Below are 21,939 nucleotides of genomic sequence, written 5' to 3' on the forward strand. Positions count from 1 at the left end.
TTGCGGTACGTCACTTCTTGTTCAGGAGGGCAGAAATCGCCGCGGCCTGTGGCGAGTTCAACTCCGTGAGGAGGGTCTGGGCGCTGTGCAGGTGCTCGTCGCCGAGCTCGTGCTTGCCCAGCCCGTGCAGCGCCTTGCCCAGCTCGGCCACGGCCATCGCGTGCATGTGGGCGTCGCCGATGGCCTGGCCCAGCTCTTTCGCCCTGGCCGCGGCGGCCGCGGCCTGCTCGGCCCGGCCGTCAGCCAGATAGCCCCTGGACAGCATGACCAGGTTGTGGCCCTCGCCGAAGGTCTGCTCGATGCCCAGGCACACCGCCAGCGACTCCTCCAACGGGTCGATCGACTCGACCAACCGGCGGAAGCGTTGGTAGACCAGGCCCATCATGAACAGCGTGCGGGCCAGGCCGGTCTCGTTGCCGAGTTGTTCATGCAGGTCACGGCTGCGTTCGCAGGCGGCCATGGCCTGCTCGAAATCGCCCAGATCGGACTGGGTACGGCCGATCGTGCCCAGCACGTACGCCTCACGGACCACGTCCCCTCCGTCGTGGGCGACGGCAAGGGCCTGCTCCAGATGGGCCAAGGACTGCTCGGCGTTGCCCATCCGGAACTCCACGCTGCCCAACAGGTCCATGGCGGTGGCCAGGGCCACCGCGTCGCCGGCCTTCTCGGCGGCGGCGATGGACCGGCTCAGCTGCTCCTGGGCCGCCGGCAGCTCGAACCGCCGCAGGTGCGCCTCGCCGACCTTGCGACGGCCCCAGGCCTCGACCCGCAGGTCGCCGGTGCGCTCGGCGTCCCGCACGGCCAGCTCGCCGATCTGCCCGATCTCGCCGAAATGGGTGCCGTTGGCCAGGTACAGCTCGAGGAACGTGATCAGGTCGACGACGTAGTCCGACGGCAGGTCCGGGTCGGCGAGGAACTGCCGGGCGGAGGCCAGCAGCGCCGGCTGCTGGTCCTCGAACCACGTGAAGGCCGACTTCAGGTCGGGCAGCTCCACGCCGTCCACGAAGGACCGCTGGCAGAAGCGCTGCTTGGACCACGACGGCGCCTGGATCAGCCAGCCGGCCGTGGCCGCGGTGCCCAGGTAGTGGTCGCCCAGCCGGACCATGGCGTCGATGCGGTCCTGCTTGCTGTCGGTCTGCGCCGCCCGCTGACGGGCGAACAGCCGCAACAGGTCGTGGTACGCGTAGTGCTCGGGCGCGGGGCTGGCCACCATGTTCAGGTCGACCAGGCGCTCCACCACCGGCTCCGCGCTCGGCTCCGGCTCGCCGACCAGCGCGGCCGCCGCCGGCAGCGACAGACCGGGCCCGTCGGCCAGCGACATCAGCCGGAAGGTGCGGGCGGACGGGGCGTCGAGCTGCCCGTAGCCCAGGTGAAAGGTGGCCTCGACCTCGAGGCTCCCCACCCGTAACTCCGACAGCCTGCCCCTTTCTCGTGCGAGCTTGTCGGCCATCGAGCGGACCGTCCACTGCGGCCGGTCGACCAGCTTGGCGGCGGTGATACGCAACGCCAGCGGCAGCCGTCCGCAGGCGTCCACCACCTCGGCCACGGCTTCCGGCTCCTGGCCGGACCGCTCCGCGCCGATGGTGCGGCTGAACAGGGTCAGGGCCTCTTCACGGGACATGCCCTCCAGCTCGGCCTGCTCGTCCCACTGCATCTCGGGCAGCCGGCGGCGGCTGGTGACCAGCACGCCGCACGTCGCCGAGCCGGGCAACAGGTGCTGGATCTGGGCCGCGTCGGCGGCGTCGTCCAGCACCACCAGGACCCGCCGCTGCGCGAGGACCGAGCGGTACATCGCGGCCCGCTCGTCCAGGTCGGCCGGCGTGGAGTTCGGGGAGACGCCGAAGGCCCGCAGGAAGGCGCTGAGCACGTTGAGCGGGTCGGCGGCGTCCGGGCCGGCGCCCCGCAGGTCCACGTACAGCTGGCCGTCGGGGTAGTGCTGGCGCACCTGGTGCGCGGCGTGCACGGCCAGCGCTGTCTTGCCCACGCCGCCGATGCCGGCGACCAGCGCCCGGGGCGGCGCGGTTCGGTGCGTACGAGGCGTCAGCATCGCGACGAGGCGCTTCACGAGCGCGGTGCGGCCCGTGAAGTCGGCGACGTCGGCCGGGAGCTGGGCGGGCGAGACCGGGGCCGGCAGCGGTTCGTCCATGAAGGGCACGATCGGCCGGCGGCTCGGTTGAGCCGGCGCCGGTGCCATCGGCGGTTGCGCCGGCCGTGGTTCGTCCACGGCCAGCAGCCGGTGATGCAGTTCCCGCAGCTCGGAGCCGGGTTCGATGCCCAGCTCGTCGACCATCACCCGACGGGTGTCGGTGTAGACCTGGAGCGCGTCGGCCCGGCGGCCGCTGCGTGACAGAGCCTTCATGTGCAGCGCCCGCAAACGTTCGCGGACGGGGTGGGCGCTGGTCAGCGCGGCCAGCTCGGTGACGGCGGCGGTGTGCCGGCCGAGCGCGACCATCAGCTCGAGGCGCTCCTCCTGGACGCCGAGCACGATCTCGCTCAGCCGGGCCCGTTCGATCACCGCGCCCGGGCCCGGGATGGACGACAGCGGCTCGCCCCGCCACAGGCCCAGCGCCTTGGCGTACCACTCGACGGCGTCGCGGGCGTTGCCCTCTTCACGCTGCCGGCGGGCCAGCTCCAACGTCTGCTCGAACTCGCTCAGGTCGTAGCTCGCGCCGCCGACGGCCAGTGAGTAGCCGTTGCCGACCGAACGCAGCACATTGGCCTGGCCCCGCCGGGGCCGATCCGGCTCCAGCACATTCCTGAGCATCGACACGTGCGTCTGCACGACTCCATGCACGCTCGCCGGCGCCGACTCACCCCAGACGGCGTCGACGAGCTCGGAGGCGGTGACCACCTGGTCCGCCCGCAGCAGCAGGGTCGCGAGGACGGCCTTGCGCTGCGGCGGACCCAGCGTCAGTTCACGGTCGCCACGCCACACCCGGACCGGGCCGAGCAGCGTGAACCGCAGGGGCTCGCTCGTGGTCGAGGTACTCGGCACGCAAGCGATTGTGGCCGCCTGACACCCCCATGGCCAAACATCGTGATCAGGTGACCACCGATCGGCCCAAAACGGGGCCTAGATAACTCCTGCTCGCAAGGCGTAGGCGACCGCGTGCGGACGGTTGCGCAGCCCCAGCCGGCTCATCACCGCATACACGACATTCTTCACGGTGCGCTCCGAATAGGACAGCTTCTCCGCGATCTCCGCGGTGTCCCAGCCCTCGGCCATCAGCCGCAGCACGTCGACCTCGCGCGGGGCCAGCCCCGACGTGGTCAGGCCGCGCGGGCCGAGCACGTCCCGCTGCAACCGCTCCACCTGGGACAGCAGCTCGCCCAGCAGGTCGGGCGGCAGGTCGCCGCGGCCCCTCGCCGCGGCGACCACCGCACCGGCCAAGCGGTCGCCGGTCGCGTCCGCCCTGGGCAGCACACTCACCACCCGGCACTCCACAGCGGCGAGCAGGTCGGCCTGGCGCAGCTCGTTGGTCACCAGCACGCAGCGGGCCGACGAGTTCTCGGTGAACCGGCGCAGCGCCGACATGACCTCCGAGGTCACCACGTCGGCACACACCACGAGCACGGCCGCCTCGCCGAACTGGCGCTCCCCCACCAGCTGGAATTCCGGACGTGCGCGCAGGTGGCTGGCCACTCCCGCCAGGGTGATCGGGTCTCCCGCGTGAACCCCTACCCGAACTCGCTCCACCGTTGCTCCTCCTATGGGATGACCCCCGTGATCCCTCCTGTAGCTGAGTGTGTCGGGCCCCACTTCTCGAACTCTTCACGGTGACTCCATGCCGTGAAGTGCTGCCCGATGCCCCCTTGTCAGGGGGCCAATCAGCGTGTACCGGCGGGACGGAGACATACATCGAAGTCCGACAGAAACATCCCAAGATATGAACCGGGGTTACAGCGGCCGCGGTGGCGAAAACCGGGCGAGCCGCCGGTCAGGGGCCCTGACCAGGTGGCGTAACACCGGGGAAACCTGGGCGAAATCGGGCCGAAATGGCTGCTCCGGACCGTTCGGCGTCATGGACCCGCAACCGCGACGGCCCCGGGCGGACCGGGCGAGGCAGATCGCCGACGCGCTGCGCCGGCAGGTGCTCGACGGCGACTTCACGGATGGCGTGCTGCCGGACGAGCGACTTCTCGGCCGTGAGTTCGGCGCCACCCGCAACGCCGTGCGGGAGGCGCTGGAGCTGCTGCGGGCCGACGGGCTCATCGAGCGGTCGCCGGGCATCGGCACGGTGGTCGTGGCCCGGAAGTACCCGCACGGGCTGAACCGGCTGATGGGGCTGGCCGAGACGCTGCACGAGCACGGCGTGGTCAGCAACGAGGTGCGGACGTCCGGCATGGTCGCGGCGACCGGGGTGCTGGCCGAGCGCCTTCTCGTCCGGCCCGGCGACCCGATCGTCTGCATCGAGCGGCTGCGCCGGCTGAACGGCCTGCCGCTGTCGCTGGACCTGACCTACCTGCCGGCCGACGTCGGCGAGCCGCTGCTGGCCGACGACCTCGTCAACAACGACGTCTTCAAGCTGCTGGAGCGGATCTGCGGGCAGCCGCTCGGGCGGGCCGAGGTCGGCATGGAGGCGGTCAACGCCGACCCGCACGTGGCCGCGGTGCTCGACCTGCCGCGCGGCGGGGCGCTGCTGCTCGTGGAGCGCCTGACCCACCTGGCCGACGGCCGGCCGGTCGACCTGGAGTTCATCCGGTTCCGCGGGGACCGGCTCACCATGCGCGCCGTTCTGGACCGATAGAGGGGCTGTTCCGATGGCTTTGGTGCCCAACCGGGCTGATGTCCCGGTCGTGATCGATGAGTCACTGTGCGTCAAGGGTTGCCGACTCTGCGTGGACGTCTGCCCGCTGGACTCCCTCGCGATCAACCCGGAGACCGACGTGGCCTACATGCACGTGGACGAGTGCTGGTACTGCGGGCCCTGCGCCGCGCGCTGCCCGACCGGCGCGGTCACCGTCAACATGCCCTTCCTGATCCGATGAGACGGGCCTGGCCGGCGCTGCTGCTGGCTCTTCTGACCGGCTGCTCGGTGGCGTCGGGGGCGACGTCCACCGTCGTGACGCTGGTCGTCGGCTACCAGTCCAAGACGATCAACACCGTCACCGCCGGGACGCTGTTGCGGGCCCAGGGATATCTGGAACAGCGGCTGTCGGCCTTGGGCCGGCGGACCGGCAAGACGTATCGGGTGGAGTGGCAGGACTACTCCACCGGCGCGCCGATCACCGCGCAGATGGTCGCCGGGAAGATCGACATCGGCTCGATGGGCGACTTCCCGATGCTGATCAACGCCTCCCGCACCCAGGAGTTCGGCGACGGCCGGACCGCGTTGATCTCCGCGACCGGCTACAACCTGCACGGGGCGCTGAACATGGTCGTGGTGCCGGTCGGGTCGTCGGCGCATTCGCTGGGCGATCTGCGGGGCAAGCGGATCTCGTCCAGCATCGGGTCGGCCGGCAACGGGACGACGGTTCGGGCGCTGACCGGTGTGGGCGTCGATCCCGACAGCGACGTGCAGATGATCAACCAGGATCCGGCCGTCGGGGCGTCGGCGCTGCGGGCCGGGGCGGTGGATGCCTTGGGGCAGTTCGTGGCCTGGCCCGGGCAACTGGTCTTCGCCGGCCAGGCTCGGTTGCTGTACGACGGTGCGGCGCTGAATCTCCCTACCTGGCACGGGGTTGTGGTCCGGCAGAAGTACGCGTCGGCGCAACCCGATGTGGTGCAGGCGTTTCTCCAGGCGCAGCTGGATGCCACGGCGTATCTCAACGCTCATCCCATGGAGGCGGCGTTGAAGGTCGCTGCCGCCACCGGGTTGGCGCCGGAGGTGGTGTACCTCTACAACGGGCCCAACGGTCTCGTGACCTTCGACCCGACGCTGCGCCCGGACCTGATCTCGGCCCTGCAAAAGGACATCCCGTTCCTGCGCTCGATCGGCGGCATCAAGGGGCTGGATCTTTCCTCCTTCGTGGACCGCTCCGCCTTGGCCAAGCTTTCCGTTCCCGCTCCGCATCGACCGTCCAACGCGGGCGAGGTGTGGTTCGTCGGTGGCTCCGCCACCGTCACGGCTTCGTCGCCGGATTCCTTGCTGCGCTTGATCCGTGACAGCGGGCGCAAGGTCCGTGCCGCGTACGTGGACGACGCCCTTACCGGCACCCGTTGGTTCGCCGACAAGTCCTTCTGGGTGTACGACAACGGATTGCACCCGTTCGACGTCGAGACCGAGGCGCGATCGTACGTCTCGGCCCATCCAGGTTCCCGAATCGTCGACTATCCCACCGCAGTGAGGCTGGCATGAGAAAACACCTGCTGCGCGGCGGTTCCCTGGTCGCCGCCCTGCTGTTATGGCAACTGCTGACGAGTCTGCACGTGGACTTCTGGCTGCACTTCGACCGGCTGCCGACGGTCGTGGACGTGGCTCGCGATCTCGGCTACCAGCTGCAAACCCCGTTGTACTACCGGGATCTGGGCGACAGCCTGGCCCGCATCCTGATGGGCTTCGCGCTGGCGGCGCTGGCCGGCGTGGCCATCGGCGTCGCCGTCGGGCGGTCGGCGCTGACCGGCGACATCGTGTCGCCGCCGCTGGAGGTGCTGCGGCCGATCCCGGCCATCGCGATGGTGCCGATCGCCATCCTGCTGTTCCCCAGCAACGAGCAGGGCATCGTGTTCATCACCTTCCTGGCCGCGTTCTTCCCAATCATGGTGTCCACCCGGCACGCCGTCGCCGCGCTGCCGGTGGTGTGGGAGGAAGCCGTGCTGACCATGGGCGGCAACCGGCGGCGGGTGCTGTGGAGCGTGGTGCTGCCGGGCGCGCTGCCCGGTGTCTTCTCCGGCTTGTCGGTCGGCATGGGCGTGGCCTGGATCTGCGTGATCTCGGCCGAGATGATCTCCGGCCAGTACGGCGTCGGCTACCGGACCTGGCAGGCGTACACGGTGGTCGACTACCCCGGCGTGATCGTCGGCATGCTCAGCATCGGGCTGCTCGGCTTCGGCAGCGCCGCCGCGGTGGAACTGGTCGGCCGGCGGGTCACCCGCTGGCTGCCTCGCGAAGTGGAGATCGCGCGATGATGCTGATCGAGGACCTGGCCGTCGGCTACCGGGAAACCGCGGTGCTGCAAGGCATCGACCTCAAGATCGAGGCCGGTGAGATCCTGGTGCTGGTCGGCGGCTCCGGCTGCGGCAAGTCGACCGTGCTGCGGACGCTGGCCGGCCTGCACCGGCCGTCCGGCGGCACGATCACCCTGGACGGCCGGCCCATCGTGCGGACCTCGGCCGAGCGGGCCCTGGTGTTCCAGGAGGACGGGCTGCTGCCGTGGCGCAGCGTGCGGCGCAACGTCGAGCTGCCGCTGGCCATTCGGGGCGTGGCAAGGAATTCCCGGCGTTCCCAGGCATTGTCCTGGATCGAGCGCGTCGGTCTTGACGGCTACGCCGACCATCTGCCCCGGGAGCTGTCCGGCGGTATGCGGCAACGGGTGCAGCTGGCCCGGACGCTGGCCTCCGGCCCACGGGTCATCCTGGCCGACGAGCCGTTCGGGGCCTTGGACGCCCAGACCCGGCGGGCCATGCAGCTGCTGCTGGTCGACGTCTGGTCCCAGCAGCCGACCACCATCGTCTTCGTCACCCACGACGTCGATGAGGCCGTGTTCCTCGGCGACCGGGTCGCCGTGCTCGGCGGCCGCCCGACCTCGATCAAGTCCATTGTGGACGTTCCATTCCCGCGCGGCGACGGCGACAACTCCGCCGCTCGCGCCGAGATCCTGGCCGCACTGGGGAGCACTTCGTGACCGAACGCCGTGAGCTGAGCTGTGACGTGCTGGTGATCGGCGGCGGCACCGCCGGCACCATGGCCGCGATCTCCGCCGCCGAGCGCGGGGCGTCCGTGCTGCTGCTGGAGAAGGCCCATGTGCGGCATTCCGGGGCGCTGGCCATGGGCATGGACGGCGTCAACAACGCCGTGATCCCGGGCAAGGCCACGCCCGAGGACTACGTTGCCGAGATCACCCGGGCCAACGACGGGATCGTCAACCAGCGCACCATCATGCAGACCGCCACCCGCGGCTACGACATGGTTCGGCGGCTGGAGGGCTACGGCGTCAAGTTCGAGAAGGACTCCTACGGCGAGTACGCCGTGCGCCGCGTGCACCGGTCCGGCAGCTACGTGTTGCCGATGCCGGAAGGAAAAGACGTCAAGAAGGTGCTGTACCGGGTGCTGCGCGAGAAGCGCATGCGGTCCCTGGTCACCATCACCAACCGGGTCATGCCCGTCCGCGTGCTGACCGACGACGGCCGGGCCGTCGGGGCCGTCGGCTTCGACACCCGTTCCGGTGACTTCGTCACCGTGTCGGCTCGCGCGGTCGTGCTGGCCACCGGCCCTTGTGGACGGCTGGGTCTGCCGGCCAGTGGCTATCTCTATGGCACGTATGAGAATCCGACCAACGCCGGCGACGGCTACTCGATGGCTTATCACGCCGGTGCCGAGCTCTCCGGCATCGAGTGCTTCCAGATCAACCCGTTGATCAAGGACTACAACGGACCCGCCTGCGCGTACGTGGCCAATCCCTTCGGTGGCTACCAGTCCAACGCTGCCGGTGACCGGTTCGTCGACTGCGACTACTGGTCCGGCCAGATGATGGCCGAGGTGGCGAGGGAGATCCATTCTCCTCGCGGGCCCATTTATCTGAAGCTGTCCCACCTGCCCGAGGAATCCGTGCGGGCCCTCGAGGGCATTCTGCACACCACCGAGCGGCCCACCCGCGGCACCTTCCACGCCGGTCGTGGGCACGACTACCGGACCCATGACGTCGAGATGCACATCTCCGAGATCGGCTTGTGCGGCGGGCATTCCGCTTCCGGCGTGTGGGTCGACGAGAACGCCCAGACCACCGTTCCCGGTCTCTACGCGGCTGGCGACCTGGCGTGCGTGCCGCACAACTACATGATCGGCGCCTTCGTCTTCGGCGACCTCGCCGGCACCCACGCCGCTTCCCTGGACGTTCCCCTGGTCTCGCTGCCCGAGGACCAGATCTCCGACGCCCACGAGCTCATCTACCGTCCACTGTCCAATCCGGACGGTCCGCCACAGCCTCAGGTCGAGTACAAGCTGCGTCGCCTGGTCAACGATTACGTCGCCCCACCAAAGAGCTCCAACCGCCTCGAGATCGCCCTTGAGCACTTCTCCCGCATGCGCACCGAGATCGCCACCATGGGCGCTCGCACTCCGCACGAGCTCATGCGCTGCGCCGAGGTCTCGTTCATCCGTGACTGCGCCGAGATGGCCGCCCGCAGTTCTTTGGTCCGCACCGAGTCCCGTTGGGGCCTCTACCACGATCGCATGGATCACCCGGCCCGCAACGACTCCGAGTGGTTCGCCCACCTCAACCTGCGCAAGGCCCCCGACGGCGCCATGGAGTTCATCCGCCGCCCTGTAGCGCCGTACGTGGTCCCCGTCCCCGAATTCCCCGTGCCAACCGGCGGCCCTTCCGCCGTCATCTCCCGCCACCTCCCCAGTTCGGTGGCCCCGGTGTCTTTGGCCCCCAAGGCTTCCCCCACCTCCACCGGCTCCCCCGACTTGGTGGCGTTGTTGGCCCTCGCCGAGGCTTCGCCCTCCTTGGACGACCTCCGCCCGTACCTCGCCAGTCCCGTAGAGGCCGTCCGCCTCACCGCCGTCCAGACGTTGACCGAGACCACCCCGGCCGGCTTCGCCTTGGCCCTGGCGGACGCCTTCAACGACCCCGCCCCCGCCGTCCGTCAGGCCGCAGCCGCTGGCTTGCGGGAATTGGTGGAAGTCGCCACAGCTTCCGATCCCTTCACCACCAAGCTGCTTCGGGCCGGGAGCAACGCCGAGCCCGCCGTCCGCTCCGCCGCCCTCTATCTCTTGCGGTCCCTCCGCGTCGGCTCTTTGACCGCCTTCACCGACGGCCTCGCCGACGCCGAGCCCGAGGTCCGTATCGAGGCCGTGCACGGTCTCGTCTCCCTCAACGCCGCCGCTCCCCTCGCCTCCGCCGCCGCCGACCCTTCCCGTGAAGTCCGCACCGCCGTCGCCCAGGGCCTCGGCTCCATCGCCGACACCGCAGCCCACGCCGCCTTGATCCCCCTAGCCACCGACCCCGACCCTTTGGTCCGCGCCGCCGCCCTCTCCTCCGGCGCCGACACCTTGTTGCCCTACGCCGCCGATGCCCTCGCCGACCCGTCTTGGCAGGTCCGCGAAGCCGCCACCGCCGTCTCCGACACCGGCCAGCTCCTCACCGCCGTCGCCGACCCCCACCCCAACGTCCGCCGCGCCGCCGTCCGCGCCTTGGGCCAACTACCGGCCTCCGCCGAGGCAGTCACCGTTCTCACCGAGGCCCTCGCCGACCCCGACGCCGACGTCCGCGCCTACGCCCGGCATGCCCTGCGTTAGTCCGCCGGTGTTCAACGAAGCCCTCGGACCGAACAGGGTGGGCGGGTGGGGCACAAAACCCACCCGCGGCACTCCGGCAACGGTGTTCGGCTAGCGGGTGGTCTCACCCATCGCTGTCACGACGAGGTGCACCGCAGTAGATGGATTTGGACCGATCGCGTTACTCGAAGGCGCAGCGCCCTCGGCCCGCCGCACGGCGTCCGGGTACCGGTCGTAAGGAAAACTGTCCGGCAACTTCTTGTCGTAGCCAGGGATGTGCTTGTCGAGTTTTCGCTCGATGTCCTTGACATTGGACGATTTGCGGTGGTCGGCATAGTGCAACAGAACCCAGTAGTCGAAGCAAGGCGTGGACACCACCAGATGAATGCCCGCCTTGCTCGCGCGCGCGATCGCCGCATCCAGGGTGGCGTGATCATCGTGATCCACCACGCACCACACCTGGTCGTAGGTTTCACCGCCGGTCCGCCGCTTGTCCTCTACCCACTTCTGCTCGGCTCGTCGCACCACCGTCAGCGGATCACAGCCGATACCCTTGACATCGCATCGCACGACATCCACCAAGGCAGTCCGCATATGCCTGACCAGGCCAACGAAGTATGCGGGCTCCGTACGCGTACCTTCACAGTAAATCAGGATCCGCGGCTTGCGTTCCCGCCGCGGACCACGCCGACCAAGCGACTCAGCGCCGCGGCGAGCCATCATCAGCCGGCAGCCTGATCACTGAACAACCCACGCAGTTCGTCGATATCGACGTAGGGCACAGCCCCGTACCGCCCCTGCAGGTAGGCACGCTCAAAGTTCTCACCCCTCCGGGGCTGGAAGTCCGTCAGCGGGAACAGCGACGTCGCACCCGCCCGATCCTTCTCCGTGAACCACACCTCGTCGCGATCGAGGATCTCATCGTCGATCAGATTGCCAAGCAGCGAGACATCGTGCGAGGTGAAGAGAAGTTGCGCCCCATTCTTGTTGATCAGCGGATCCTTGAACATTTGGATCAGCGCGGCACTGAGCTTCGGGTGCAGAGAGCTGTCGACCTCGTCGACCATAACCACCAGACCGAGCGCAATACGAGGGATCACATAGCCGGCGAGAGCCAGCCACATTCGCGTTCCAGCACTCTCGCCCTCGAATGAAAAATCGACCGGACCATACCCTGGGGTCACATGAGTGAACTTGATCTTACCATTTTTGAAGTGATCAACGATGGCCTCGGGAGAGTCAGCTTCAGAAATCTTGCCGTCGGCTTCGAAATAGACCCTATCGACACCAAGATCGGCTACCTTGATCCAGGCATCAAACTGCGCATTGCTTCCAACCATGTTGGCCGATATCGCAGCAACCACCCGATCAAACGTCTCACTACCAAATTCGCTTGTCGGCTTGAACCGCTCCACCCAACGAAATAGCTCAATCAACAGGGGATGCGAGTTTGCGGCAGCCACCGACAGGAAGAGCGAATTAGGGCGAACGAGACCCGCGATCACACTGTTCGAACCGGTCAAGGTTCGACCGAAACGAAACGTGTCACCGTCACGCTCGAACAGGGTGCGCTTCCTTGAACCGGTCGGGTATGAATACAACCACTCCGCGCGGACCCTCTGGTCGTCAACCTCAAATCCATACGTGTGACGTACGCCCTGGAACACGAAGTCGATCTCATAGAGCGACGACGCCAACCGGGATGCCGGGTCGAGCAGAAAGGGTACACGCGGCACACCGCCGGTCGGTGACCATCCAGAGTATGAGTTCGCTACAGCCTTCGCGAGAAAGCCCATCGCGTCCAGGATGTTCGACTTGCCGGAGGCATTGGCACCGTAGATGCCTGCTACGCGGACGGTCTCCGGCAGCGCGCTCGTCGGCTTCGACTCGCCCTTGCGGGGCTGGCTCACCAGCGACAGCTCCACCTCGTCACGCAGTGACCGGTGGTTTGCGGTCCGGAACCTGAGCAGCACGGTTACACCTCCTCGTCGCACCCGAACGACAGCCGAGGCCCAGTTTGCCACACTTTTCGTCGCAACTCGCCGCGAAACAGCAGCCGGGTGCCCGACGGGCACCCGGCTGGAGCTACTCAGAACAGCGCTAGAGCTTCACCAGGGGGACGCCGCCGATGAGCATGAGGCGGACGGCGCCGGCGGAGCCGAAGTCGATGGTGGCGGTGGCCCGGGGGCCGGAGCCGTCGGTGGCGACGACGGTGCCGAGGCCGTACTTGTCGTGGTTGACGCGGTCGCCGACCTCGAGCTCGAGGGTGGGGGTGTTCTGCCAGCCCTTGGCGAAGGCGGGAGTCCCACGGGAGGGCGTCTCGCCGAAGGAGGACCGCCGGCCCCAGGTGGTGGTGACGGTCGGCGCGGCCCGCTCGGGCTCGACGCGACGCCACTCGACGAGATCGGAGGGGATCTCGCCGAGGAAGCGGGACTCGGGGTTGGCGGCGGGCTGACCCCACGCCGAGCGGATGAGGGCACGCGACAGGTAGAGGCGCTCCCGGGCACGGGTGATGCCGACGTAGGCCAGCCGGCGTTCCTCGGCCAGCTCGGCCGGATCGCCGAGAGCCCGGGAATGCGGGAAGACGCCATCCTCCCAACCGGTGGAGAAGACCACCGGGAACTCGAGGCCCTTGGCGGTGTGCAAGGTCATCAGCGTCACCACACCGTCGTCGGACTCGGGCACGGAATCCGAGTCGGCGACGAGGGATACCCGCTCGAGGAACGCGTCGAGGCTGTTCACCGGCACCGGGTCGTCTTCGTCCGGCTCGGGCAGGTTGAACTGGGTGAACTCCCGCGCCACGGTGATGAGCTCGGTCAGGTTGTCCAGCCGGGAGGCGTCCTGCGGGTCGTCGCTGGCCTCGAGCTCGCCCCGGTAGCCGGTGACGTCGAGCACCTGGTCCAGGATGTCGCCGACCTCGTCGCCCCGCTCGACGGCCTGGTGCAGCTCGTCGAGCATGGCCACGAAACCGGAGATGGCGTTGCGCGACCGGGGATTGAGCAGCGCGACCTTGCCGGCGGCGGCCTCGCGCAGCGCGGTGGCGAAGCCGATGCGCTGCTGCTCGGCATGGGCCGACACGCACGCCTCGGCCCGGTCGCCGATGCCGCGCTTGGGCACGTTGAGAATGCGACGCAAGCTCACGGCGTCGTCGGGATTGGCCAGCACCCGCAGGTAGGCCAAGGCATCCCGGACCTCGCGCCGCTCGTAGAACCGCACGCCGCCGACGACCTTGTACGGCAGCCCGAGCCGGATGAAGATCTCTTCAAACACCCGGGACTGGTTGTTGGTCCGGTAGAAGACCGCGATGTCGCCGTTGGTGTACGTGCCGGCGTCGACCAGCCGGTCGATCTCGCCGGCCACGAAGCCGGCCTCGTCGTGCTCGTTGTCGCCGACGTAGCCGATGATCTTCTCGCCCTCGCCGGAGTCGGTCCACAGTCGCTTGTCCCGGCGGTTGGGGTTGCGCGCGATGACGGCGTTGGCGGCGCTGAGAATGGTCTGCGTCGACCGGTAGTTCTGCTCCAACAGAATGGTGCGGGCCTGCGGGTAGTCCCGCTCGAACTCGGTGATGTTGCGGATGGTCGCGCCGCGGAAGGCATAGATCGACTGGTCGGCGTCGCCGACGACGCACAGCTCGCCCGGCGCGACGCCGCCCTGCCCGGTGCCGACCAGCTCGCGCACCAGCGTGTACTGGGCGTGGTTGGTGTCCTGGTACTCGTCGACCAGCACGTGCCGGAACCGCCGCCGGTAGTGCTCGGCCACGTCCGGGAACACCTGCAACAGCTCGACCGAGCGCATGATCAGGTCGTCGAAGTCCATGGCGTTGGCCAGCTTCAACCGCTGCTGGTACGACTCGTAGACCTCGGCGACCCGGCGCTCCAGGTCGTTGGCCGCGCGGTCCTTGGCCGTGTCCGCGTCCACCAACTCGTTCTTCAGGTTGGAGATGTGCACGGCCAGCGTGCGCGCCGGATAGCGCTTCGGGTCGAGGTCGAGATCGCGCGCGACCAGGGTGACCAGCCGGCGGGAGTCGTCGCTGTCGTAGATGGTGAAGTTGGACGACATGCCCAGCGTCTTGGCCTCACGGCGGAGCAGCCGCACGCACATGGAGTGGAAGGTCGACACCCACATCGCGTTGGACCGGCGGCCGACCAGGCCGGAGACCCGCTCCTTCATCTCGGCCGCGGCCTTGTTGGTGAAGGTGATGGCCATGATCTCGCCGGGGTGCACGCCGCGCGCCGCCAACAGATAGGCGATGCGGCTGGTCAGCACCTTGGTCTTGCCGGAGCCGGCGCCCGCGACCACGAGCAGCGGGGAGCCGGCGTGCACGACCGCGTCACGCTGCTGCGGGTTGAGGCCGTCCAGCAACGCGTCGGGACCGGCCGCCCGCGCCGGGGGATTCGTGGGCAGATCGAACAGAGCGCTCATCGCCCCCAACGCTACCCGGCCGCACTGACAGTTCCGTCACGACGGGTCGACGGAGCCCTGGGCTCGACGAGGCTCCGCCGGCTGTGCGAGACTCCCGGCATGTGCGCACGCCACTACGAGTTTTTACGGGAACCGGACTCCGGCTCCCGTGGTCGCGTAGCGCCGACAACGACCACACTGAAGCCCCGGAGTCCTCGGACCCGGGGCTTCTGTGCTGCCGGGGCCAGTGAATCTCCGACCCGAGCACGGAGGACAGAGCAGTGAGCACGCCAGTCAGCGACCAGAACACCCCGGACATCCCCGCGCTGCGCGAGGAGATCGACCACCTCGACGCCGAGATCATCCGGCTGGTCCGGCGGCGGGCCGAGGTGTCCGGCATCGTCGGCAAGACCAGGATGGCCAACGGCGGCACCAAGCTCGTGCACAACCGGGAGCTGGACATCCTGGCCCGCTACCGCGAGGGCCTCGGCCCCGAGGGCAAGGACCTGGCGCTGATCCTGCTGCGGATGGGCCGCGGGCCGCTCGGCCGGTGATGAGGAAAGACCCCTGGGTGTCTCGGGGATGTCACCGATGCCGTGGCGGCGTTCTCCGAGCACACTGGGGTCATGGAGTTCATCGCCGTCATCATCGCGCTGGCCAGCCTCGTGGCCGCGGTGGGTTACGACGGATACCTGTTCGTGCTCGGGTCGGCCGCCAGTCGCAGGGCGGGCGGCGAGTCGATCGCCCAGTGGGTGCGGTCGCGCTGGCCACAGGCCGGCATCGTCACGGTGGCGTCGCTGCTGGCGCTGCTGCTGGCCAGCGGCAGCCTGTTCTTCGAGGTCATCGCGATCATCGTCGCGGTGGGCGCGGGCGGCACGGCGCTGCGCGGGCTGCAGGACGCGCGCAAGCAGCTGAACAGCGGCAGCAACTCGTAGTCGCTCTCATCTCACTCGACCGGGTGTAACCCGGCACGGCAGTGGGATCGGCGGTCCCGGCCGCGGTTTCACGCCCTACCCTGAGGTCTTCTGACGGGTGATGCCCCACTGGAGCGGTCCAGCTCGGAATTCCGCGTCAGCGAGGACACCCGGGAGGGTCTTGGAAGTATGAGCAGTGAGGCGGCACCGGCGGACCACGGCAGGCATCGACGGGCATCGTCCGGTCCCGGTGCGCTGCCGCCGGCCCGGCGGGGTCTGCGGGCGGCGCACGCCCGGCCGATCGTGGTCCGGCCGTCCGACGAGCCGACCGTGCCGCTGCCGGCCGTGCCGCCGGTCGACATCGACCCGCTGCTCGACACCGATCCGGTGGGGCTGCGCAAGTTCGACATCGGCACGGTGCCGGCCTCGGTGACGCCGCCGCGCACCTGGCGCCGGGCGGCGTGGTTCTCCGTCGGCTCCTCGGTGGCGGCGCTGGCGGCGCTGCTCATCGTCGGCGCGCTGTTCGTCGGCCCGTCACGGATGCGCACGCAGATCGAGTCCTTTCCGGGCTACCCGCAGCAGGTGCCGCTGCCGACGACCACGGAGGCGGCCAGGCAGCTGCCGCCGGGGGCGCCGAGCGCCGTGGCCAAGACCGACGCGGTCCGGGCGCGGTCGACCGGCGACGGCTCGTCATCGGCCGGCACGAGCGGCGGCGGCACGCCGACGCACACCGCGAAGCCGACCATCACGACGGTCACCGGCGCCGGCAACCCGGTGGTCGACCCGGGCAAGGTGGCGCAGCAGACCCAGCACTTCTTCGCCGCCGTGGCGTCCAACGTCGGCGAGGCGTACCAGCTGACCTCCGGGGCGCTCAAGGCCAACGGCGAGGCGGCGCTCCAGCAGCGCTACCAGGACGTGGCCTCGGTGCAGGTGCAGGGCATCACCATCGACCCGGGCAAGGGCATCACCATCAACACGGTGCTGGTGACCCGCAAGGACGGCACCACCACGACCGAGCAGCACGTGCTGGCCTTCACGCCGGGCTCGCTGCCGCTGATCAGTCAGGACACCCCGGTGTCGGGGTGACGCACTGAAAACCTCTGCACCGGGATTCATTCGTTCGGGTGAATGTGTCTAGCCAGGGTCCTCTCGAAGCGGTGAACTCTGCGCCAGAACTGGCCTCGACCTGGTCGACCCCGGTACGAGTGCTCCGGTACCCATCGGTTGAACGACACTGGCGAGGAGAACGCCCGTGGAGCGTCCTGCTGGCGGCAGGCGGCACAGTCGTGGTGGCTCGGTCAGCGTGGCCGACCTGATCCGGCGGCAGCCGGGCTCCGTGCGCATCCCGACGCCGGAGGAGGCGGCCACCGACGGCCTGCTCGGCGATCTGCTGGGCGGCAAGGGCCTGCCGGACGACAGCGACCCACGCACCAGCCCGGCGCTGAAGGTGCTCGGCCTGCTGGTCGGGGCGATCACCCTGGCCGGCACCGTGGCCGCGGCGTCCATGATCACCAGCGACCCGCGGCCGGCCAAGGCCGCGGTGGTGGCCTCGCCGCAGCCGGAGGCCTTGACCGGGGTCGACGCCCTGCGCCCCGACGTGCTGGCCACCGAGCTGGCCGGCAAGACGACCGACGCCGAGCCGCTCAGCGCCGCCACGACGACCACCAGCCCGTCCACCACGACCAGCACGCCGACCGCCGCAGGCACCCCGCGGGCGCTGACGGCCAACGCCCCGGCCGACCCGGTGGACGTGGTGCGCGACTTCTACAACACAGTGGCGCAGAACCCGCGGGACGCGCTGGCCATGATCGGCGGCTCGCTGGCCGAGCTGGACCCGACCGGATTCATCCGGTCCTGGTCGACGGTGCGGGCCGTCCGGCCGGAGCGGGTCGAGGCGATGACCGACAACACGGTGCTCGGCGTGATCGGCATCCAGCAGTCCGACGGCAGCTGGCTGCACGTGGAACAGCTGCTCAAGGTGGACGGCGGCAACCAGCCCAAGATCGTCAACGCCCAGGTGCTGTCGGCCGTACGGGGCTGACCGAGCGGCTGACCGGACCGCTCCGGTTGCGGCGAACGGCGGCAGGCGATCCGGCCGACCGATCCACTGCGACGCACCGGCGTACGCACGGGTATTCCCGACGTTTCACGCCGGAGGTCACAGCTGGGCATCGAAACGGCAACCGCCGGCATACCGTTAGGCCGTTCGGCCGATCAAGGCTGCACTAAGTAGCTCAAATCTGCATGCCTTCTAACCCAAACTGGTGACGCCTCTCCTCTGATCCGGTATCAAAACCACGGTCAGTGATCCGACGGAGAGGTGACGCGACGGTGTACGAGGACTCATCACGGGTGGGCACGACCACGGCCACCCGGCAGATCCCCGTTTCCGAGCTCCTCGCTCGCCATCGCGGCGAGCAGTTCCCGGCAATGCAGGCGTGGGAGGAGCCCTCCCCTGCGAGACCACGGACGTCATCCCGGCGGTGCAGGACGACTACTACCCCGACGAGGCGTACCCGGCCACCGGTTATTCCGAGGCCTACGACTACGTCGAGGACCGGGCCGAGGACGTGCGGCCGTTCGTCGGGGTGAACGCGGACACCGACCAGTTCCCGATGCCGGTGCTGGACAACCCGCACGCGCCGGAGGAGCAGACGCTGCTCGCGCCGATCGACGTGGCCAAGATGGACGCCGAGCGCGCCGCCGCCGAGCGGGCCGCGGCCGAGGCGCCCACCGTGCAGACGCCGAGCTGTGACGACACCCCCAGCCGCGAGATCTACATCCGCGAGCTGCTGCGCCGCGAGGGCAAGCTGCCCCGCGAGCAGCGCCGCAAGCAGGCCCCGAAGATCGCCGCCGCGGCGGCCGGCGTGGCCGCCCTGTGCGGCGCCGTGGCCGCGAGCATCGTCCACGTGCAGCAGGCGGACAACAACCAGAACACGGCCAACGGCAGCGGCGTCCCGCTGACCGTGGTCGACGGCGGCGGCCGGCCGCACGGCCAGGCCCTCGACGCCCCGCTGGCGCCCCGCGGCACCGAGCAGGTCACCCCGGACAACGGCACCGCCGGCACGTCGACCGACAAGCAGGCGCCCAAGCCGCGCGTCGCCCCGTACGTGACGGCCAGCCAGCAGGCCCAGCAGAACTCGTCCTCGTCGACGCCGCCGACCACGACGACCAACCCGCCGTCGAGCAGCACGTCGACCGACCCGACGAGCCCGAACACCACCTCGCCGTCGCAGACGCCGAACAACCCGCCGCCCACCTCGTCGAGCAACAGCGCGGCCACCGGCGGCAGCCACGGCAACAGCACGCCGCCGGCCAGCACCACCGAGGACAAGGGCCTCCTCAACGGCCTGCTCGACCCGATCACGGGCCTGCTCGGCTGACCGGACAGAGGCAGTTGCTCCACACGGGTGGCCGTCGCGGAAGCCGTGGAATACTGGCTGACGAGTTGAGTGGCGTGTCACAGCGCACGGTCGGATTGACCGGGGACTGACAGGGTCACCCCCTAACCTGGGTACCTGTCCTGCCGGATGGACGGCGGGCCGCGCACGCCAGCCGCCGACCAGCGCACCGAGGAGAGACTGCACCCGTGACTGACGACGGTCGTCTGGTCGCTGGCCGGTACCGGTTGACCAACCGGATCGGCAGCGGCGCGATGGGCGTGGTGTGGACCGCACGTGACGAGCGGCTGCACCGCACGGTCGCGGTCAAGCAGCTGCTGCTCAACAGCAGCATGAGCGCGGCCGAGTCGCACGAGGCCAAGCAGCGGGCGATGCGCGAGGGCCGGATCGCCGCGCGGCTGCAGCACCCGCACGCCATCGCGGTGTACGACGTGGCCGAGGAAGACGGCAATCCCTGGCTGATCATGGAGTACCTGCCGTCGAGGAGCCTGTCGGCCATCCTGGCCGAGCGGGGCACCATGCCGCCCCAGGAGACGGCCCGCGTGCTGGCCCAGGCGGCGATGGCGCTGGACGCCGCGCACGCCGCCGGCATCGTGCACCGGGACATCAAGCCGGGCAACATCCTGATCGGCAACGACGGCACGGTGAAGATCACCGACTTCGGCATCTCCCGGGCCACCGGCGACGTGACCGTGACGGCCACCGGCATGCTCGCCGGCACTCCCGCCTACCTCGCGCCCGAGGTGGCCAAGGGCTACGACCCCGGGCCGCCGTCGGACGTGTTCTCGCTCGGCTCCACGGTGTACGCCGCGGTCGAGGGCGAGCCGCCGTTCGGTCTGAACGAGAACACGCTGGCCCTGCTGCACCTGGTCGCCGCCGGCGTGGTCAACCCGCCGCGGCAGGCCGGCCCGCTGCACGCGCTGCTGATGCGCCTGCTGGCCGCCGATCCCAAGGAACGCCCGACCATGCGCCAGGCCCACGAGGGCCTGTCCGCGGTCGCCAACGGTCGTCCCGTGCCCAACGCGCTGCTGGCCTCGCCGGGCGCGCCGACGTGGCGGGTCAACCCGCCGCCGGCCCCGGGCACCACCCGGCAGATCGCGCCGCCGGTCGGCGCCGCGCCGATGGGTGCGGCCCCGATGGGTCCCGGCCCGACCCGCCTCGACGCCCGTCCGTTCGACCGGCCGCAGCCCACCCGGGTCGCCGGCGGCCCGATGGGCACCATGACCGGCTCCGGCCCGAACACCCGGCCGCCCGGTCTCAGACCGGGCGAGCAGTCCATGCCGCCAACGCCCCGCAAGTCCAGCAAGCGCCCGATCGTGCTGGCCGCGCTGGCCGTGGTCGCCGCGGCGGTGGTCGGCATCCTGGTGGCCAATGCCCTCGCCGGCGGCGGCAACAGCCGGGCCGACACGGGCCAGAACCCGCCTCAGGTGCCGGCGCAGACCACGGACACCCAGCCGTCGCAGCTGACCACGGCGCCGACCTCGACGCAGAAGTCGACCACCACCACGACCACCACGACGACGACCACCACGACCATGTCAAGCGGTCCGTCGGCAACGGATCTGGTGCACTTCGTGCAGGGCTACTACCAGCTGCTGCCGGACAACTCGGCCGAGGCGTTCCAGCACCTCACGCCGAACATGCAGCAGGCGTCCGGCGGCGCCGACGGCTACAAGCAGTACTGGGACACCGTCGACGAGGTGAAGGCGACCAAGGTGACCGCGGTCGGCAAGAACCAGGTCAGCGCGGTCGTCACGTACAAGAACAAGGACGGCTCCACCAGCAAGGAGGCCGACGTCTTCACGCTGGTGCAGCAGGACGGCTCCCTGCTCATCGACAGCCAGTCCAAGCAGCCCCTACCGAACTAATCCCCAATGCAGGGAAGGACGCCTTACCTGCATTGGACGCAGGTAAGGCGTCCTTCCCTGCATCAGGTCCGCTGGGCCGCGGCGGTCTTGAGGCAGCGGAGCAGGGTGGCGGTGGCGGGCTGGTCGGCGGTGAACTCGGGCACGGCGGCGTAGATGCGCCGGACCGGCTGGGGTTTGCGGACCGGCCGGACCACCGAGCCCGGCACCACGGTGCCCAGCCCCAGCCGCGGCACCATGCTGACCCCGAGTCCGGCCGCGACGAAGCCCTGCGCGGTCTGATAGTCGTTGCACTGCAAGGCGAAACTCGGGCTGAAGCCGGCGCAGGCGCAGGCGTCCAACAGGATCTGCCGGCAGGTCCAGCTCTCCGAGTAGTACTCGTTGTCGACCCACGGCTCGCCGGCCAGGTCGGCCAGGTCGAGAACGTCCTTGTCGGCCAAGGGATGCCGCTCGGGCAGCACGGCCGAGTACGGGTCGTCGAGCAGGTGCACGAGCTGAATTCCGGTCAGCTGCGGCAGCTTCTCCTCGGTGACGACCACAATGGACACATCGGCCCGGCCGGCCGCGGCCTCGTGGATCGGGTCCTGCGGCTCCACGTTGGCCAGGTCCAGCTGCACGTCCGGATGCAGCTTGCGGAACTCGGCGACCGCTTGCGGCACAAGGGCCGCGCCAGCCGTGTAGAAGTAGCGCACCCGTAGCCGCCCAGTGCGGCCGGCGCGCAGGTCGGCCAGCGCGCGCTCGGCCTCGGCCAGGTTCTCGGCGATGGTGCCGGCGTGGTCGGTGAGCAGTTTGCCGGCCGCGGTCGGCCGCACGCCGCGGCCGACCTTCTCCAGCAGCGGCAGGCCGGCCTCGCGTTCCAGCACGGAGATCTGCTGGCTGATCGCGGACGGCGTGTAGCCGAGGTTGGTCGCGGCCGCGGTGATGGACCCGCTGGTCACCACGGCCCGCAGCACCTGCATCCTGCGCACGTCGAGCATGG

Annotated in this window: 18 protein-coding genes; 12 read left to right on the top strand and 6 right to left on the bottom strand. The window is 69.6% G+C overall.

From position 1 onward, the window contains the following. Window positions 1-10: 10 nt before the first annotated feature. Window positions 11-2,995 carry an AfsR/SARP family transcriptional regulator gene (locus tag M3Q35_RS30195; protein ID WP_273935955.1) on the bottom strand — a complete coding sequence of 995 codons (2,985 nt, stop codon included), beginning with the start codon at window positions 2,993-2,995 and terminating at the stop codon, window positions 11-13. A 78-nt stretch (window positions 2,996-3,073) separates the two neighbouring features. Further along, window positions 3,074-3,643, bottom strand: a complete 570-nt coding sequence (locus M3Q35_RS30200) for a helix-turn-helix transcriptional regulator (protein ID WP_273935956.1) — start codon at window positions 3,641-3,643, stop codon at window positions 3,074-3,076. Between the two features lie 379 nt (window positions 3,644-4,022). On the opposite strand from M3Q35_RS30200, the gene M3Q35_RS30205 reads away from it, so the two are divergent. Genes M3Q35_RS30205 through M3Q35_RS30230 form a run of 6 tightly spaced genes read left to right on the top strand, consistent with a single transcriptional unit; the run spans window position 4,023 to window position 10,400 of the window. Further along, a complete protein-coding gene (locus M3Q35_RS30205) occupies window positions 4,023-4,748 on the top strand; it encodes a GntR family transcriptional regulator (protein ID WP_273935957.1) in 726 nt (241 codons plus the stop codon). A gap of 49 nt (window positions 4,749-4,797) precedes the next feature. Then, on the top strand, window positions 4,798-4,989 hold the full coding sequence (locus M3Q35_RS30210; RefSeq protein ID WP_476408940.1) for a 4Fe-4S dicluster domain-containing protein: 192 nt from the start codon (window positions 4,798-4,800) through the stop codon (window positions 4,987-4,989). After that, on the top strand, window positions 4,986-6,299 hold the full coding sequence (locus tag M3Q35_RS30215; RefSeq protein ID WP_273935959.1) for an ABC transporter substrate-binding protein: 1,314 nt from the start codon (window positions 4,986-4,988) through the stop codon (window positions 6,297-6,299). The genes M3Q35_RS30210 and M3Q35_RS30215 overlap by 4 nt, the downstream gene beginning before the upstream one ends. Continuing rightward, window positions 6,296-7,069, top strand: a complete 774-nt coding sequence (locus M3Q35_RS30220; RefSeq protein ID WP_273935960.1) for an ABC transporter permease — start codon at window positions 6,296-6,298, stop codon at window positions 7,067-7,069. The genes M3Q35_RS30215 and M3Q35_RS30220 overlap by 4 nt, the downstream gene beginning before the upstream one ends. Next, entirely contained in the window at window positions 7,066-7,785 is a 720-nt protein-coding gene (locus M3Q35_RS30225) for an ABC transporter ATP-binding protein (protein ID WP_273935961.1), read from the top strand. Before M3Q35_RS30220 ends, M3Q35_RS30225 begins: the two co-directional genes overlap by 4 nt. Then, a complete protein-coding gene (locus M3Q35_RS30230) occupies window positions 7,782-10,400 on the top strand; it encodes a fumarate reductase/succinate dehydrogenase flavoprotein subunit (RefSeq protein WP_273935962.1) in 2,619 nt (872 codons plus the stop codon). The genes M3Q35_RS30225 and M3Q35_RS30230 overlap by 4 nt, the downstream gene beginning before the upstream one ends. A gap of 90 nt (window positions 10,401-10,490) precedes the next feature. Here M3Q35_RS30230 and M3Q35_RS30235 read toward each other — a convergent pair whose 3' ends face one another. The 3 genes from M3Q35_RS30235 to pcrA form a co-directional block, all read right to left on the bottom strand. Next, window positions 10,491-11,102: an RloB family protein gene (locus M3Q35_RS30235; RefSeq protein ID WP_337960487.1), complete on the bottom strand. Its 612-nt coding sequence runs from the start codon at window positions 11,100-11,102 to the stop codon at window positions 10,491-10,493. Further along, window positions 11,102-12,352 carry an AAA family ATPase gene (locus M3Q35_RS30240; protein ID WP_273935963.1) on the bottom strand — a complete coding sequence of 417 codons (1,251 nt, stop codon included), beginning with the start codon at window positions 12,350-12,352 and terminating at the stop codon, window positions 11,102-11,104. The genes M3Q35_RS30235 and M3Q35_RS30240 overlap by 1 nt, the downstream gene beginning before the upstream one ends. 127 nt (window positions 12,353-12,479) lie before the next feature. After that, window positions 12,480-14,801, bottom strand: coding sequence for a DNA helicase PcrA (pcrA, locus tag M3Q35_RS30245; RefSeq protein ID WP_273935964.1), 2,322 nt, complete (start codon window positions 14,799-14,801; stop codon window positions 12,480-12,482). 260 nt (window positions 14,802-15,061) lie between these two features. Here pcrA and M3Q35_RS30250 point away from each other — a divergent pair, with 260 nt between their 5' ends. From M3Q35_RS30250 to M3Q35_RS30275, 6 genes are all read left to right on the top strand, one after another. After that, the gene (locus tag M3Q35_RS30250) at window positions 15,062-15,334 is read left to right on the top strand and encodes a chorismate mutase (protein ID WP_273935965.1); all 273 of its coding nucleotides are present in this window, start codon (window positions 15,062-15,064) and stop codon (window positions 15,332-15,334) included. Window positions 15,335-15,406: 72 nt separating this feature from the next. After that, window positions 15,407-15,715 (top strand): hypothetical protein, encoded by a 309-nt coding sequence (locus M3Q35_RS30255; protein WP_273935966.1) that lies wholly within the window; start codon window positions 15,407-15,409, stop codon window positions 15,713-15,715. A 168-nt stretch (window positions 15,716-15,883) separates the two neighbouring features. Continuing rightward, window positions 15,884-16,780, top strand: coding sequence for a hypothetical protein (locus tag M3Q35_RS30260; RefSeq protein WP_273935967.1), 897 nt, complete (start codon window positions 15,884-15,886; stop codon window positions 16,778-16,780). A gap of 166 nt (window positions 16,781-16,946) precedes the next feature. After that, complete coding sequence (locus tag M3Q35_RS30265) at window positions 16,947-17,735, top strand: hypothetical protein (RefSeq protein WP_273935968.1); 789 nt, start codon at window positions 16,947-16,949, stop codon at window positions 17,733-17,735. Between the two features lie 397 nt (window positions 17,736-18,132). Then, window positions 18,133-19,077, top strand: coding sequence for a hypothetical protein (locus M3Q35_RS30270; protein WP_273935969.1), 945 nt, complete (start codon window positions 18,133-18,135; stop codon window positions 19,075-19,077). Window positions 19,078-19,283: 206 nt separating this feature from the next. After that, entirely contained in the window at window positions 19,284-20,963 is a 1,680-nt protein-coding gene (locus M3Q35_RS30275; protein WP_273935970.1) for a serine/threonine-protein kinase, read from the top strand. Between the two features lie 62 nt (window positions 20,964-21,025). Here M3Q35_RS30275 and M3Q35_RS30280 read toward each other — a convergent pair whose 3' ends face one another. Then, window positions 21,026-21,937: a LysR family transcriptional regulator gene (locus M3Q35_RS30280; protein WP_273935971.1), complete on the bottom strand. Its 912-nt coding sequence runs from the start codon at window positions 21,935-21,937 to the stop codon at window positions 21,026-21,028. Window positions 21,938-21,939 lie beyond the last annotated feature (2 nt).

It is taken from the genome of Kutzneria chonburiensis, from assembly GCF_028622115.1.
Taxonomy (GTDB): domain Bacteria; phylum Actinomycetota; class Actinomycetes; order Mycobacteriales; family Pseudonocardiaceae; genus Kutzneria; species Kutzneria chonburiensis.